This is a genomic window from Paenibacillus sp. J22P90, assembly GCF_059692195.1.
The window spans coordinates 1-16,383 of the sequence record NZ_JCAUAY010000008.1 but is presented as its reverse complement, the minus strand read 5'-3'; the positions used below and the strand labels follow the sequence as shown (position 1 = coordinate 16,383).

At 48.7% G+C, this 16,383-nt stretch carries 12 protein-coding genes, 1 rRNA gene and 1 riboswitch; all 13 genes read left to right on the top strand.

Features of this window, described 5'->3' with window-relative positions; translation table 11 throughout:
- Nucleotides 1–13 precede the first annotated feature (13 nt).
- Complete coding sequence (gene sbnA / locus AC58UX_RS23745) at nucleotides 14–979, top strand: 2,3-diaminopropionate biosynthesis protein SbnA (RefSeq protein WP_497257312.1); 966 nt, start codon at nucleotides 14–16, stop codon at nucleotides 977–979.
- 64 nt (nucleotides 980–1,043) lie between these two features.
- Nucleotides 1,044–2,024: a 2,3-diaminopropionate biosynthesis protein SbnB gene (locus tag AC58UX_RS23740; RefSeq protein ID WP_497257310.1), complete on the top strand. Its 981-nt coding sequence runs from the start codon at nucleotides 1,044–1,046 to the stop codon at nucleotides 2,022–2,024.
- A gap of 280 nt (nucleotides 2,025–2,304) precedes the next feature.
- On the top strand, nucleotides 2,305–3,582 hold the full coding sequence (locus AC58UX_RS23735) for a phytoene desaturase family protein (RefSeq protein ID WP_497257308.1): 1,278 nt from the start codon (nucleotides 2,305–2,307) through the stop codon (nucleotides 3,580–3,582).
- A 45-nt stretch (nucleotides 3,583–3,627) separates the two neighbouring features.
- Entirely contained in the window at nucleotides 3,628–4,533 is a 906-nt protein-coding gene (locus tag AC58UX_RS23730) for an RNA polymerase sigma-70 factor (protein ID WP_497257890.1), read from the top strand.
- 131 nt (nucleotides 4,534–4,664) lie between these two features.
- A complete protein-coding gene (gene bcp / locus AC58UX_RS23725; RefSeq protein WP_497257306.1) occupies nucleotides 4,665–5,147 on the top strand; it encodes a thioredoxin-dependent thiol peroxidase in 483 nt (160 codons plus the stop codon).
- 36 nt (nucleotides 5,148–5,183) lie between these two features.
- Nucleotides 5,184–6,425: an MFS transporter gene (locus AC58UX_RS23720; protein WP_497257304.1), complete on the top strand. Its 1,242-nt coding sequence runs from the start codon at nucleotides 5,184–5,186 to the stop codon at nucleotides 6,423–6,425.
- Nucleotides 6,426–6,560: 135 nt separating this feature from the next.
- Complete coding sequence (locus AC58UX_RS23715) at nucleotides 6,561–8,027, top strand: polysaccharide deacetylase family protein (RefSeq protein WP_497257302.1); 1,467 nt, start codon at nucleotides 6,561–6,563, stop codon at nucleotides 8,025–8,027.
- 64 nt (nucleotides 8,028–8,091) lie between these two features.
- Nucleotides 8,092–9,069: an AAA family ATPase gene (locus AC58UX_RS23710; RefSeq protein WP_497257300.1), complete on the top strand. Its 978-nt coding sequence runs from the start codon at nucleotides 8,092–8,094 to the stop codon at nucleotides 9,067–9,069.
- Nucleotides 9,070–9,080: 11 nt separating this feature from the next.
- A complete protein-coding gene (locus AC58UX_RS23705) occupies nucleotides 9,081–10,292 on the top strand; it encodes a DUF58 domain-containing protein (RefSeq protein ID WP_497257298.1) in 1,212 nt (403 codons plus the stop codon).
- Nucleotides 10,279–12,585 carry a DUF4129 domain-containing transglutaminase family protein gene (locus AC58UX_RS23700; protein WP_497257296.1) on the top strand — a complete coding sequence of 769 codons (2,307 nt, stop codon included), beginning with the start codon at nucleotides 10,279–10,281 and terminating at the stop codon, nucleotides 12,583–12,585. The genes AC58UX_RS23705 and AC58UX_RS23700 overlap by 14 nt, the downstream gene beginning before the upstream one ends.
- A 111-nt stretch (nucleotides 12,586–12,696) precedes the next feature.
- On the top strand, nucleotides 12,697–14,235 hold the full coding sequence (guaA, locus tag AC58UX_RS23695; RefSeq protein ID WP_497257294.1) for a glutamine-hydrolyzing GMP synthase: 1,539 nt from the start codon (nucleotides 12,697–12,699) through the stop codon (nucleotides 14,233–14,235).
- A 97-nt stretch (nucleotides 14,236–14,332) separates the two neighbouring features.
- Nucleotides 14,333–14,433, top strand: a riboswitch (purine riboswitch).
- A gap of 138 nt (nucleotides 14,434–14,571) precedes the next feature.
- Complete coding sequence (locus AC58UX_RS23690) at nucleotides 14,572–15,975, top strand: NCS2 family permease (RefSeq protein WP_497257888.1); 1,404 nt, start codon at nucleotides 14,572–14,574, stop codon at nucleotides 15,973–15,975.
- 335 nt (nucleotides 15,976–16,310) lie between these two features.
- Nucleotides 16,311–16,383: ribosomal RNA gene (locus tag AC58UX_RS23685) — 16S ribosomal RNA — on the top strand; the annotation flags it as partial.

Sequence of the window (16,383 nt, the reverse complement as noted above, 5' to 3'; positions counted from 1 at the left end):
GGAGGGGAAGCGAATGGAGCTTGAGGGAGGTATTGTTCACGCAATAGGACGAACGCCGCTTATTCAGCTGTCACGTTTGTTTAAGGACCAGCCCTTTGAGGTGTACGGCAAAATGGAGTGGATGAACCCGGGCGGCAGTGCTAAGGATCGACCTGCTCTGTTTATGCTGCGGGAGGCGATTCGGCGTGGCGAAGTGACGAGCGAGAGCGTCATCGTAGAGTCCAGCTCCGGCAATCTCGCGATCAGTCTCGCACAACTGTGCCGATATCTGGGGTTGCGCTTTATTTGTGTTGTCGATCCGCGAACGACGCAGCAGCATTTGCAAATCATCCGCAGCTTTCACGGGGAGATTGACCTCGTTTCCGTGCCGGATGAGGCGACGGGGGAGTTTCTGCCAGCGCGCATCCGGCGAGTTGCTGAGCTGGTGAGTCAAATCCCGAACGCTTACTGGACGAACCAGTATGGAAGTCCAGACAATGCGCTGGCACATAGCGAGACGACGATGCGGGAAATTGGCGAGCAGCTGGGTAAGGTAGATTATTTATTTTGCGGCGTTAGCTCGTGCGGCACCATTCGAGGCTGTATGGAATATATCCGCGCTCGCGGATGGTCGACACAGATCGTGGCGGTGGATGCCGAAGGTAGTGTTATTTTTGGCGGGGAAAAAGGTGCGAGAAAATTCCCTGGACTCGGCGCAGGCATCACGCCTGGCTTACATCGGCATGATGTTGCGGATAGGGTCGTGTACGTATCGGATTGGGATTGCGTAGACGGCTGCCGCGCCTTGGTGCGTGAGGAAGCCGTTCTAGCAGGCGCCTCCTCGGGCGGTGTAATTTCGGCTATACGCAAAATGAGTCATCTCATTCCGGCTGGGGCGGTTTGCGCAGCTATTTTGCCTGACCGAGGGGAGCGATATTTAAGTACGGTGTACAACGATGAATGGGTTGCGAGAGAGATCGGGTATACACCGAGTAACTAAATAAGTTGAATTAAATATGTAAGGAAAGAGATTAATTCAACTTATATACATGGGAGACTAGCGGATGTTGTATTTACAGGATGACCATATCCGAGAAATCGGTATCGATTGGAAGAAGCTGACCGGCATCATTCAAGATGTCGTTGCTATACAAGATAACGGGGATTGTGCGCACCCCTTGAAGCCATACTTACGCTTTCGCGATCCGAAGAACCGCATTATTGCGATGCCTGCTTACGTAGGCGGTACCATCGATATGTCGGGCATTAAATGGATTGCAAGCTTTCCTGATAATCGCCTTTTGGGACTTCCCCGGGCCCATAACACGTTGATTTTGAATAAACCCTCGACGGGTGAGCCTACGGCATTTATCCACAGCGGCTTGCTTAACGGTCTGCGGACGTCAGCAGTTAGCGGTGTGATGTTGGGCCAATTTGTGAAAGCTAGGCAGCCTGACCGTTTGCGCATTCTGTTAATCGGATGGGGGCCGATTGGACGCCTGCATCTGGATATGTGTGTCGCGCTGTTCGGTGAGTGGATCGAGCAAGTCAGTATTTATGATCTTAAGGGTGTTGATCCGACGACGATTCCAGCCGCTATTCAGGGGAGGACGCAGGTTGTCGGTGATTGGCGCGATGGCTATCGTGATGCTAATGTGGTGATGACCTGCACCGTGGCGGCTGAGCGGTACATCGATGAGGCGCCACCTCAAGGTGCGCTTCTGCTCAATGTCTCGCTACGCGACTATAAACCGGAAAGTGTGTCGAGCGTGAAAGCGATCATCGTGGATGATTGGCGTGAGGTGTGCCGTGAAGGGACGGATATCGAGCAGCTGCACCTTCTGTTTCATCTACAAGAATCGGATGTGCGAACGTTAGCCGATGTCGTGCTTCGCGACCAGCTTGCCGGTGCGGATGCAGAGGAGCCTGTGTTTTTTAATCCGATGGGCTTAGGCATCTTTGATATTGCGATAGCGGGCTACTATTGGAGAGAGGCTTTGCGGCTGGGTAAGGGAGTTTCGTTAGCGAGCAGTAAATTGAAGTAGCGTTGGTCGGGCGGCGAGTAGACAGGTGTCGATGATCACAAAAGTAAACAGCTCCCATCCCGCCTAGGACGCGGCCTCTCCGTGTTATGCACAACTATCCACAGAGTTACCCACAAGTCCACAGGGCCTTAAGTCCCTGTTGTGTATAACTTATTCGACGAATATCAACATATCCACATGCCCGGATATCCACAGAATTTCATCTGTGGATTATTTTTTTGTCACAAAACACGCCGCTATTTCGCCTTATAGATGTAAAGCGAAACGGAGGATGATGAACATGACAAAATACGACACAGCCGTCATTGGTGGAGGCTTAGCTGGATTCATCGCTGCACTTGAAGTCGCGAAAGGCGGCAGAACCGTTGTGCTGCTAGAACGAGCAGGAAAAATGGGCGGCAGGGCAATGACGAATAACAAAAATGGTGTGCTTTTCAATCTCGGCGGGCATGCGCTGTACCGCGCTGGTGCTGCGTACCGCATCTTGCGCGAGCTTGGTGTTCGCATCGAGGGAGGTCCGCCTTCCTCGAAGGTCAAAGCGATGTGGAACAAGGAGCTGGTACCGATGCCGGCAACGCCGATCAGTATGCTCACAACGAAGCTGCTCACATGGTCAGGGAAGCTAGCGCTTCTGCGACTCGTCATCCGAATAAGCGCAATGGACGCGAGCAAGGTCGCAGATGCATCGCTGCGAGAGTGGGCGGAGCAAGAAATTGCCGATCCGATGGTTCGACATATTTTCTACTCCTTATGCCGTACGGCAACGTACGCGCATGAACCGGATCACCAACTTGCTGGTCCAGTCCTTGGGCAAGTACAGCGTGCATTAAAAGGTGTGCTTTACCTCCACGGAGGCTGGCAAACGATCATCGACCAGCTGCAGGAGCAAGCGGTTAAAGCGGGAGTTCACATTCTAAGCGGTTCCGATGTGAAAGAAATTGTTCATGCCCATGGCCGAATTCAAGGCCTGAAGCTTGCCAACGAACAAATGCTGGAGGTATCGCATGTCATCTCGACCGCGTCCCCTTCAGAGACCTACAAGCTGGTCCCAGATGCAGACCGCACAATCTTGAAGCAATGGAAGGACGAAGCTCGTCCCTCAAAAGCTGCATGCCTCGACTTAGGCTTGAAGAAGCTCTCCGTTCCAGGGCGAGATGTGGCACTCGCCCTGGATCAACCGATCTTTTTCTCACATCACACTCTAAATGCCAAGCTTAGTGAGGACGGCACCTTAGTCGTGCATATGGTTAAATATAACGGCTCCGGGGAAAGTAATCCGAAGGATGATGAGCACATGCTTACAGCTGCCATGGATACCCTGCACCCAGGCTGGGAACAAGAGGTTGTCGTCAGACAGTTTCTGCCGAATATGACGGTCGTCCACGATACCTTGCACGTGGGTAAATCCAACAGGCAGATAGGTCCAGCTGTCGAAGGCATTCGTGGGCTATATGTAGCTGGTGACTGGGTCAGCCATGGCGAAATGCTAGCCGATGCCTCTGCTGCGAGCGCTAGGCGCGCGGCGGACGCTATTTTAAAAACACCGCAGTTCGCTTAAAATAATCCTATGAACAGCAAAATCGGGAGGTGTGGCAAGGTGGAAATCACAGGAGCAGGAGCTTCCGAACAGATCTATCTCTCCTATAAACCATTGATGTTCTCGCTAGCATATCGCATGCTGGGCAGTGTGATGGATGCGGAGGATGTGGTGCAGGAGGCATTTCTGTATGCGAAGGAGACGAATCTGGACCATGTTCATAATCCCAAAGCTTACCTATGTAAAATCGTGACCAACCGCTGCATCGATAACCTGCGCTCCGCCAGCAAAAAGCGAGAAGTCTACATTGGGCCATGGCTGCCGGAGCCACTGATCACGACCCATACAGCAGACTATCAGAATTCACCTGATGTTGCTTATACCCACAAAGAATCGCTATCCACCGCATATCTACTGCTCTTGCAGCAGTTATCTTGGGTGGAGCGGGCTGTTTTCCTGCTTCGCGAGGTTCTGCAATATGAATACGATGAAATCGCGGAGATTGTGGGCAAAAGCAGTACCAACTGCCGACAAATTTTTCGCCGGGCGAAGCAAGCCATAAGTGTCTCGCCAGAACGAGCCAAACCGCCTGACATCCCTCAAACAACAGCCGTCGTGGAACAATTTGTACACGCGCTAATGTCAGGCAATATCAGTCAGCTTTTAAACATTGTGAAATCTGATGCGATTCTATACTCCGATGGAGGAGGCAAGGTGAATGCAGCGATCAAACCTATTATGGGTGTGGAGCGCATTGCCAAGTTCCTGTCTGGCGTTTTGGCTAAAATGCCTGAGGGGTATCGTTTTGCCTTAACGACAGTAAACGAACAAATTGGCATAGTCGCCCATGTGTACAATGAGCCCAACAATGTCATGACGTTTCAAATAGAGGATGGGCAGATTAAGGCATTTTATATTGTCTCCAATCCAGATAAGTTACGACATCTTGAGGTGGATGGAAGCGAAGCTTAACATCTCATCCAAAGCATATAATAGCTGCTTACGAAGTCTTTACGATTCGAAGCAGCTTTTTTCATTTGATGTCCTCAGGGCAATGTCGCATAATAAATGAAGACCATAGCTAGCAAGAGGAGAGAACTGCATTGAAAAAAGGAAATGAAACGCCAGTAACTAAGCGCAAGGCACCGGCCTTTTCGCTGCCTGCTTCTAACGGAGAGAAAGTTTCTTTAGCTGATTATAAAGGGCGCAAAGTCGTCATTTATTTTTACCCGCAAGATAATACACCGACCTGTACACAGCAATCGTGTGACTTTCGAGACTATAACGGAAAGTTTGCCGAGTTGGGTGTAGAAGTGATTGGCATCAGCCCGGACGAGCTAAAGGCGCATGACAAATTTATTGCCAAGTATGAGCTTCCATTTCTCTTGCTTTCAGACACAAATCATAAAGTAGCCGAGAAGTATGGGGTTTGGGCGTTGAAAAAGCTGTATGGCCGCGAATATATGGGCATTATCCGATCGACATTCCTTATTAATGAAAAAGGATACATCGTGAAGGAATGGAGCAAAGTGAAAATAAAAAATCATGTGCAGTCCGTGTTAGATGCTGTGATGGAAATGAAGTAGGCCATTTAAATACGTTCATCGAGGGGATATGACAACATGTGGCTCATGCTCAAAGACCGAAGAATGATGTTTCTAATGATCGCAAACATGTTATCTTCCATCGGTTCGGGTATTACAATGATCGGGGTGCCGTGGCTACTCGTGAATCGAGCAGGGGGAAGTGAGATATACGGGTATGCGACGCTCGTTTCAACCCTCATTCTGTTCCTGCTGTCGCCTCATATAGGCGCGTATATTGACCGCATTTCTCGGAAAAAAATGCTGCTGGGCAGTGAAATTGCCGGTGGTGCCGTTACGCTCATTTTTGCGTTATGGGGGATTTTATCTGGTCATTTTGAAACGTGGCAGTTAATTGTGATCTATTTCAGTGGTTCCCTTTACTATAATGTACACTTTCCAACGCAGTTCGCGTTCACACAGGAGATCTTCTCCAAGGAGCAGTACAAGACATTAAACGCCATTCTCGAGGTGCAAAATCAATCTACCTCCATGATCGCAGGGGGCTTGGCGAGTTTGCTGATCGACCATATCGATTTTGGATGGATCCTATTGGCCGATGCAATGACCTATTTCTTAGGCTTTGGACTTTTTCTCCTCATTCCTTATATCAAAAATAAGTCCGTCACAGCGACGGGGGCCGTCTCCATGTTGGCGAATTTTAAGGAAGGTTACACGTATTTGAAAACTAGACCGCTGTTGGTCTTATTTTTCCTGTGTGCCTTGATGCCTTTCCTTTGTGTGATGGTAGGTAATTACCTGTTCCCCGTGTACATAACAAGCGTTCTTCATGGCGGAGCCAGTGTGCTTGGGGCGGCAGATATGATTTTTGCCATTGGAGCTATTGTGGCTGGTTTAACGATTCCTTTAATCATGCAGCGTCTAGGAGCGTATGCCACAACGATTCTCGCATTTGTCATGTTCAGTCTATCAATCGTGTTCTTCTATTCGTTCCCGGTCGTTTCTATCTTTCTAGTATTTAAAACGTTGAATGGCTGGGGGAACGCAGGGAGTCGCGTAGCGCGAAATACCATATTAATGGAAATTGTACCGAATCATTTGATCGGTCGCGTGAACAGCTTTTTCAACACCGTAGGGATGGGGATGCGTGTGCTGCTCATTGCCATCTGCACGCAAATCGTGTCCTTTCAGGGTGCGAGAGCCGCGATTTTGCTGCTTGGCGTGCTGTTAGTCATTAGTTTTGTAGGTCTGATAGGCAGTCGATCTCTGTTTAAAATAAGCGTAAAAGAGGAGAGCCGTAGCTTGCCGCAGGAAGCTTAAACAAGCTGTCAGAACATAAATGAAAGATGCTTCTCATTGCTGAGAGGCATCTTTTTTTTCATGGAATACTCTCGCACCTCCGCCCATATAATCTATCAGATGTCAAAATGATAGAACATGCGGAGGGATCATCGGATGCGCTTACAGGTACATGCTCCAAACAACAGAAGGCTGCGTTTTCAGATCATGATGGTTGTTGTTTTACTAGTTTCACTCTTGGTTGGTATGATGCCAGCCAAAGCCGCTGAGAATGAAACTGATCCAGCCGTACAAGAGGTATTTGGGCAGCTTCAAGCAGGAAAGCGAGTGAAGAGCGAGCGGACATACGTTACGCCGGAGCAACCTACTGTGTATCTGACATTTGATGATGGTCCTAGCAAGCTGACGAATCAGGTGCTAGATATTCTAGATAAAGAGGACGTGAAGGCGACCTTCTTCGTCCTAGGCGAGCAAGCAAAAGCGCATCCTGCGGAGCTCAAAAGAATTGTGAAAGACGGTCATGCCATTGGCAATCATACATATAATCATGTTTATAAAGAGCTATATAGTGATTTTCAAACGTTTTGGAACCAAATTCAGCGCAGCGAGGACGTTATTAACAATATCGTGGGGATACGACCACAGCTGGTGCGTGCACCTGGCGGAACGGCTACGAACTTTGATGCGAATTACTTTTACCTCATGGAGCAAGCGGGTTACCTTGTGCATGACTGGAACGTCGACAGCGGAGACTCCAAGAGAGCCAATGTGCCTGTGAACGAGATCTGGCAGACGGTGAAGGCTTCACCGCTTGAGCATGAGATCAATATTTTGTTTCACGATGGAACGGGGCATGAGTCTTCTGTCCAGGTATTACCCCAAGTAATTAGCTACTATAAAAAGTTAGGCTATACGTTTGCTGCGTTGACAGATCAAGTGAAACCAAGACAATTTGCCATTTCAAAGCCAAAATGGTCGCGAAATATGAGCTTCAAGCAATTTCAAGCGCTAGTAGACCAGACGCAGCAATATGCAGTCGCTCACCCGAACCTAACTGACCTCGCGAAGAAGCGGGAGGAAAAGCTCCTCGCTCAGCAACTTGAGGCAGAGGCTGCAGAGAAAGCTAAAGCGAAGCAGGAAGAAGAAGCGGAGGCTGCGCGTATTCTGGCCAAACAAGCGGCATTGCCTTTGCAGGTTCATGTGCTCGGAGGCAATACATTTTCGATAGAGCCATCAATATATAAGCTGCGTGCCAATCAAATAGAACTGCCTTTACGCTATCTTATCGAGAAGATGGGCGGGAAGGTTGAGTGGCAGGCGAGTACCAAAACAGCGAATGCCCATTATGGTATCTATGATATGGACTATGATCTAGCGAATAGAAGCATCAGCTTGTACACCTTAGGCAAGCAAACAGCCACGTATTCGTTAGCGGATATGAACATGCAAAATAATCAAATTATCGTACCCTTGCGCAAAACCATAGCTTCACTAGGTGGAAGAATTACGAATGCTGTGATGGATCCGAACTATCGTGAGGTTTCGATGGCGCTGCGGCCGCTCTATTTTACCAAAGAAAATAATAGTATTCTCAAAAACTCTCTATTTGCGATGGGAAGTTGATGTCTAAAAGAGTAGAGAGCTGGAAAAACTAGAAGCATACCCTTATAAAGGAGGCTTCTTGTCTATGGCATCGAAAACCCGAATATTCGATCAACCGCAGCCTCTCGTGGAACGGATGATCATGAACGTAGAGAAAGTGATAGTTGGAAAAAGAGAGACGATAGAGAAAGCTTTTATCGCGATGTTGAGCGGTGGGCATCTACTCCTAGAGGACGTTCCTGGTGTAGGCAAAACTATGCTTGCGCGCGCGTTGGCCAAAACGATCGGTTGCGAGTTTAAGAGAATTCAATGTACGCCAGACCTGCTTCCTTCGGATGTGACCGGTGTTTCTGTGTTTAATGTGAAAACGAATGAGTTCGAGTTCCGCCCAGGTCCGTTGATGACGTCGGTCGTACTTGCGGATGAATGCAATCGAACGTCTCCGAAGACGCAGTCAGCTTTTTTGGAAGCGATGGAGGAAAAAAGAGTAACCATTGACGGCACCAGCTATGAGCTGCCTAAGCCCTTCGTTGTGATGGCAACGCAAAATCCCATGGATTATGAAGGCACGTACGCGCTGCCGGAGGCGCAGATGGATCGGTTTATGATGAAGCTTTCGCTCGGCTATCCGACACATGATCAAGAGATATTGATGTTGGATCGCTTGCAGGATCGCCACCCGCTGGAAAGCCTGAAGCCTGTTATTGTGCAGGATGAATTTGTGCAATTACAGAAAGAAGCGGCCATGATCCATGTGGATAACACGCTCAAAGATTTTATCGTTCGCTTAGCCTTAGCTACGCGGGATCATGCTGATTTTTACATAGGGGCAAGTCCAAGGGCATCGTATGCCTTGATGCGTGCTGCACAAACATCCGCTTATGTGAAAGGAAGAAGCTTTGTTGTTCCTGATGATATTAAGGATTTGGTTTTACCCGTGTGGACGCACAGGCTGATTCTCACTTCGGATGCTCGCATGATGGGGCGTTCGGCAGAACGGATTCTTAAAGGCATTCTAGATGGCATGCAAACACCAGTTCTTCGTTATGTTACGGCGAAGTAGGGGGCCATCATATGAAAAGCTGGGGGAAGACGACGTTATTGTTCGTAGGTTCTATATTGATGATTTATTTGGCTTATCGACAAGGTGGATTTGCTGCGTGGTATCTAGGCATTTGTTTATCGTTGATCTGGATACAGGCCGGCTTGTTTTATGTGTTTGCTTTGAAAGGCTTAAGCTTGCACCGGCATATGTCTGGCGACGTGTTTGTTGCGGGTGAAGCGGTGACGATTGTGCTGGAAATGAAGCATCGTTCACCGGTACCTATGCCTTGGTTGTTGTTGAAAGAAACGTGGATACACGAAGGAAGCGGGAAGAAGCTGACGTATAGCAAGTTGCTTTTTCCATGGTTTCAGAAGACACTGCTGCTTCCTTACAAAATAACTCATCTCCTGCGAGGCAGCTATCGATTTGCTCATCTTGAAGCTGTGGCGGGGGATCTTTTCGGTTTTGCGCTTCGCAAAGTGCAGAGAGAAGACACGCAGCGCTATGTCGTTTATCCACGGCCGGATGCTTTAGGTGGAAGCGGCATGACGTTCCAATCCGAAGAGGGCTCTACCGGACGACATTCAAAAGCCGAAACGCCGCTGATCAGCTCCGTTCGTGATTACGTCAGCGGTGATCCGTATCACCGCATCCACTGGAAATCGACGGCTCGGCTGAGCCGTCTCATGACCAAAGATCCCGAGCAGGCCGCCTCCACGAAATGGATGCTGCTGCTCGACGTAGCGCCTGCGGCGGGCCCAGCAGAAGCGGCGCAGCCGCTGCTGGAGAAGGGCATCGCCCTCGCGGCGGGGTTCTTCGAAGCCGCCGCGAACGGGCGAGAGAGCTGCGGCTTCGCCTGCAGCTCCTCTCAGGCGAGGCGAATCGCACCGACGATTCGCCCTGATCTAACGCTCGCGTACGAAGTGCTCGCGAGCGTTGGCGGCAAGCCCGCCATGTCCTTTCCTGATCTCGTCAGGAAAGAGGCGGCAGACTTGCCGCTGCATGCGTCGATGCTGTGCATCACATCGACGCTGGATATGGCGCTGGTGCGCGCGATCGCAGATAGCGGCACCAGGCGCAGAGCCGTGCACGTGATCTACGTGCACGCGCGGCCTTCCCTCTCGGTCGCAGAGCGAGAGGGGGCTTCCCAGCTGCAAGCCGCAGGCTGCAGCTTCACGGAAGTGCCGCATCCACAGAGCCAGTGGCCAAGGCAAGGGGGTGTAGTGGATGCTACCGCTTGAACCACGCCGCGAGCTGCATGCGCGCGCTCGCACTTCGTCACCACCCAACCCATCCAAGCTCATCTTCCGCGCAGACACAATAGCGCCTGTGCAGGGCAGTCTCTTCCGAGACAGTCTCATCACGCTGCTGCTGTTTCTCCTACTCTCGGAATGGCTGCGTCCATTAGCGTGGCTGGGAGATGAGACGATCCAAATTGGACCGATCCTAGTCGTCTTTGCGCTCTGCCTTGCACTGGATTGCTTCCGAGTTCCGTATAGTTGGGGATGGCTCGCGAAGCTTAGCATGATCATCATCTTTATTGGTTATATGTTTGATCGCAGGGAGCTGCTTGCTGGGGGATGGATCATCTCGCTGGTGAGAACGTTCGTGCAGGATTTTGTATATATCGTCCAAGCTCATTTTGATCTCATCAGCGGTGAGATGCGTACGCTCCTCTTTCTAATGGGTTGGGCGCTGCTGCTCTCCGTCGTCCAAGCGCTCATGCTGCAAAGACAGCATAGTCTTTGGTTTGTGACGGCAACCCTGATTTATCTTGTAGGCATTCAGTTGGCCTTAGGGGCAGATACCGTCCAAGGGATCATCCGCACATTAAGCTATGGGTTGCTGCTGATGGCGCTTTTAAATCTTTCAAGGATTGAAGACACGTATAAAGTGACTACGTCACGTTCAGGTCATTATTGGAAGTGGCTGATCGTCAGTGTAATGGTTGTAGGTCTACTGACTGGCATTGGGTGGTATTCTGCCAAACAAACCGCCGACGAACCGTTGATGAAGCCAGTGAGCTGGGCGCATTGGTATGATCGATTGTTTGAGCTCTATAACGAAGACACAAGCGTAAGTCCTGCCATGGCGACTTCTGGCTATGGCCAGAACGACACTGCTTTAGGAGGTCCACTCCAAGTGGACACTTCGCCAGTGTTTACAGCGAAAACATCCGAATTAACCTACTGGCGCGGTGAATCCAAAAGCTATTACGATGGCAAAGGCTGGACACAGCCTGTTCAGAAGCTGGAACCTTTTGTAGCAACCAGTCCGTCGTTAGGTATGTCAGTAGTAGAGCAGCAAATATTATTGAATGGGAAATCGACCAATAAGCAACTGTTCGTAGGCGGTCAGCTGCGGAGCGTGGATATGTTATTGAGCAAAAAGGGGACGCCGGTGTCGTCGGGTAGTCTGCTGACTTCCGAAGCGAGCGGTTTAATGACCCTGCCGGAGATTGCTGACCCTATCTCCTATTACAAAATAACCGTTCAACCCGTAAAAGAAAATCCAGACCTATTAAACACAGATGTCGGGCCATATCCTGAGGAGATTACAAGTGAATACTTGCAATTGCCGGCATTGCTGCCGCGGACTGTGCGGAGCCTAGCAGAGCAAGTGACTGAGGGTAGAGTGACTCCCTATGCCAAAGCGGTTGCAGTTGAGCAGTATTTGAGCAGAACCTTTCCTTATAGTCTCGAAAAGCCTACCAATCCGAGCCGAAGTGAGGATTTCGTTAGTCATTTCCTGTTCGTAGATCAGACAGGATATTGTGATCATTTTTCCACGGCAATGGTTGTTATGCTTCGTTCTGTTGGTGTGCCCGCCAGATGGGTGAAGGGGTTTGCCCCAGGGACAGCAGGTGCTGCAGATGACAATGGTCTTCAAGAGGTTGTCGTGGGGAATCAAGATGCGCATTCCTGGGTTGAGGTGTATTTCCCGTCGATGGGCTGGGTACCTTTCGAGCCGACGCCAGGCTTTTCTGGCCTATCCCCCGATCAACCGAGAGATGTGCTGACGACAGCAACGATGGAGCAGCTTGGCATGACGGCTTCCCTGTCAAACACGCCAGTCTCGAGTTCGCTTTTCGTCAAATCACAAGATTGGTTGCAAACATCGAAGAATAATCTTATCCAATTAGTAAAGGCTTATAAGAGTGCTGTTTTCGTATTGATCGGCAGCATCTGTCTGCTTGTCGGTGTGGTTCTCGTGCTGCGACGCCAAGGGTATTTATTGCATAGAACGGTGGAGCTTCCGGGTTACAGCGATGAAGCTTCAACTGAGCAGCATCCGTTGACGCCGTATATGGATCGGTTGTGGCGACAGCTTTTCCGCAAATACGGTGCTAAGCCAGCTAATCAGACAGTTCGCGAATACGTCACGAATCTCCAGGTGGGCCATCAAGGGCAACAACAGGCACTGATGACTTTCGCTCAAATCTATGAGAGTGTCCGCTACGATCCGGCGCGTGCTTTTGCCTATTCGAAGCGGGAAATTACCGTGATTTGGAAAGCCATTCAAAAGACACATTAAATCCCCTTTACATCCTAGGTGCCTAATGTTTAAAATTAGTACCTAGAAATAGCGGTAAGTGGACGAGGGTTCGCCCGAAGCTTTAATCGCTATGAACCTAGGAGGTCGGATATGAGTAAACCAAGTGAATTGATCGTCGTTTTAGATTTTGGAGGCCAGTATAACCAACTGATTGCTAGACGTATTCGTGATTTGGGCGTATACAGCGAATTGCTGCCGCACAACACAACGGTTGATAAAATTCGTGAAATTAACCCAAAAGGGATCGTTTTCTCTGGCGGGCCTGCAAGCGTATATGGCGAAGGAGCTCCTTCAGTTGATGCTGGCATTTTCGATTTGGGGATTCCGATTCTAGGTATTTGCTATGGGATGCAGTTGATTGCACACCAATTGAACGGAAAAGTTGAACGTGCACATACACGTGAATACGGGAAAGCGGATTTGCTATTCTCGAATGAAAGCCCGCTCGTTAAAGGTCTAGAGGCGCAACAAACTGTATGGATGAGCCATGGTGACCATGTGTCCGCTCTTCCAGATGGCTTTGTCGTTGAAGCAAGCACGGAATCACTTCCAATTGCGGCAATGAGCAACCGTGATCGCAAAATCCATGCTGTACAATTCCACCCAGAGGTTCGTCACTCAGTTCAAGGGAACGAAATGATTCGCAACTTCATTTATGAAGTGTGTGGCTGTCATGGCGATTGGACAATGTCCTCCTTTGTCGATGATATGATTAAAGAGCTTCGTACTGAAGTTGGCGATAAAAAAGTGCTTTGCGCACTTAGCGGCGGCGTTGATTCCTCCGTTGTAGCGATCCTGCTTCATAAAGCAATCGGCGCGCAATTGACATGTATGTTCATTGACCACGGTTTGCTGCGTCAAGGTGAAGGCGAAAGCGTTATGGAGACGTTTGTTGGCAAATTCGATATGAAAGTAGTTAAAATCGATGCAAAAGACCGTTTCCTCGGCAAATTAGCTGGCGTAGCGGATCCGGAGCAAAAACGTAAAATCATCGGCACCGAATTCATTCGCGTGTTTGAAGAAGAGTCAGCTCAGTTTGATGACTTTACTTTCTTGGCGCAAGGCACGTTGTACACGGATATCGTAGAAAGTGGTACAGCTACCGCTCAAACGATCAAATCCCACCACAACGTAGGCGGACTGCCGAAAGATATGAAGTTCAAGTTGGTTGAACCATTAAAAACACTATTCAAAGACGAAGTGCGTAAAGTAGGCGAGGAGTGTGGCCTTCCAGCGGCTATCGTTTGGAGACAGCCATTCCCAGGTCCTGGTCTAGCGATTCGTGTTCTAGGTGAAGTTACCGAAGATAAGTTGAAAATTGTTCGTGAATCCGATGCCATCCTGCGCGATGAAATCGCTAAAGCTGGCTTAGATCGTGAGATCTGGCAGTACTTCACGGCGCTTCCAGGCATGAAGAGCGTAGGCGTTATGGGCGATGCCAGAACGTACTCCTACACCGTAGGTATCCGCGCAGTTACGTCCATCGACGGCATGACAGCGGACTGGGCTCGTATTCCGTGGGACGTGCTTGAGAAGATTTCCGTTCGTATCGTAAATGAGGTTGAAAACGTGAATCGTATCGTGTACGACATCACGTCCAAACCGCCAGCTACCATTGAATGGGAATAGGTTTATGAATTAGCAAAAAGACGAACAATATGGGAATCTTTACCCCGATATTGTTCGTCTTTTTTTATTGACACTTGCTCAATTCAAGACTAGAATATGAAATTGGATAACAGTTTTTCGTATAATCTCGGGAATTGGCCTGAGAGTTTCTACGAGATCACCGCAAATGATCTGGCTACGAAAAAAAGGAACGGTATCCCTATGAGTTCTTTGTGACTTCACATTTTGAAGGCAGCCCTCATATGGACGGCTCCTTTTTCGTACCCGGAATCAGCACCACGATTCCGGGTTTTTTGCTGTTCCCCACCATATATTAGGAGGAGTAGGAAAATGGATTTGGATCGTTTTTTTAAGTTGAAGCAAAATGGCACTACTGTAAGAACAGAAATCATGGCGGGGATTACGACGTTCATGACGATGGCTTACATCCTAGCAGTAAATCCTGATATTCTGAGTGCTTTCAAATCAGGGGCAACGGGTGGAGACTGGACTTCCATTTTCTTAGCAACAGCTATCGCGGCGGGCGTTATGACGATTGCGATGGGACTTTTCGTGAATTTCCCAGTAGCTTTAGCACCGGGAATGGGCTTGAATGCATACTTCGCGACGATCATTTTGACGTCACAAGGTAAATTTACATTTTCGATGGCGCTCACGGCCGTGTTTATTTCAGGGATTATCTTTATCATCCTTACGATTACGAAAATGCGTCAAATGCTTCTAGTCGCTATCCCAGATAGCTTGAAGCATGCGATCACGGTGGGAATTGGTTTGTTTATTGCCATGATCGGATTCAAAAACAGCGGTATCCTTACTGTAGCCGTTGAAGCAGGAAATGATATTAAAGCACATCAATTTACGGATGTTCTTTCTTTTGAAACGATTTTCCACATGGGTTCATTAGAAGATAAAGGTGTTATTTTAACACTCGTCGGCATTTTGTTGATTTCTATATTATTGGTAATGCGTGTACGTGGCGCTATCCTATTCGGTATTTTAGGGACGACAGTTGTGGGATATTTCATGGGTATGGTTGATTTAGCTACATTAACTAGTGACAAAACAACGTGGGTACCGGATTTGGCTAAACTGCGGTTTGCTGATTTTGATTTCGCGGGCGTTATGACAACAGGTATCGTTTCTGTCATCGTTACTTTTACGTTCGTTGAGCTGTTTGATACCTTTGGCACAATGGTAGGAACAGCTAACCGAGCTGGACTTATGAAGAACAAAGAAGAAGGCAACAAACGTGTAGGTAAAGCAATGTTCGTTGATGCGATCGGCGTCAGCGGTGGTGCACTAGTTGGAACGAGTACAGTAACAGCGTTTGTAGAGAGTTCAGCAGGTGTAGCTGAAGGTGGTCGTACAGGATTAACAGCAGTAACGACAGGTGTATGCTTCTTGCTTGCTCTGTTCTTGGCGCCAATCGTTATGCTAATTCCTGGTTCAGCAACAGCGGCAGCATTGATCGTAGTTGGTGTTCTTATGGTTCAATCCATCAAAGAAATTGACTTCCAAGACTTCGTTATCGCGATCCCAGCGTTCCTTACAATTGTATTGATGCCTTTCACATACAACATTGCAAACGGGATTTCCTTCGGTATCGTGACGTATGTCGTTCTAGCTGCAGCAGCTAATTTGAGTGGTAAAAGTGAGAAGAAATACAGCGTCCACTGGTTGATGTGGATTCTAGCTATTCTAATCATTGCTCGATACGTCTTTATTGGAAGCCAAGGTTAAAATAAAGTGAGGCTCTGGTGCATGATGCGCCAGGGCCTTTTTTGTTCCGTTTTTTACCATATGTAAAAAGCTTGCATTCCCTTGGAGGATTTGTTATATTACTCCTTGTCGCTTCGGCGGTCGAACGAAAGAACGAAAGAAACTTAAAAAAAGTTCTTGCAATCGAGTGAGCTGATGTGGTATATTACTTCTCGCTGCTTCGGTAACACGGCAGTGAACGAAAGAAATTGATCTTTGAAAACTGAACAACGAGTGAGTAAGCAAATCGGTTGAGCAATCAACCATCAATGAGATTAATAATCTCGCTAGCATCAAAATGAGCAAGTCATCTTTCTATTATGGAGAGTTTGATCCTGGCTCAGGACGAACGCTGGCGGCGTGCCTAATACATGCAAGTCGAGCGGGTTT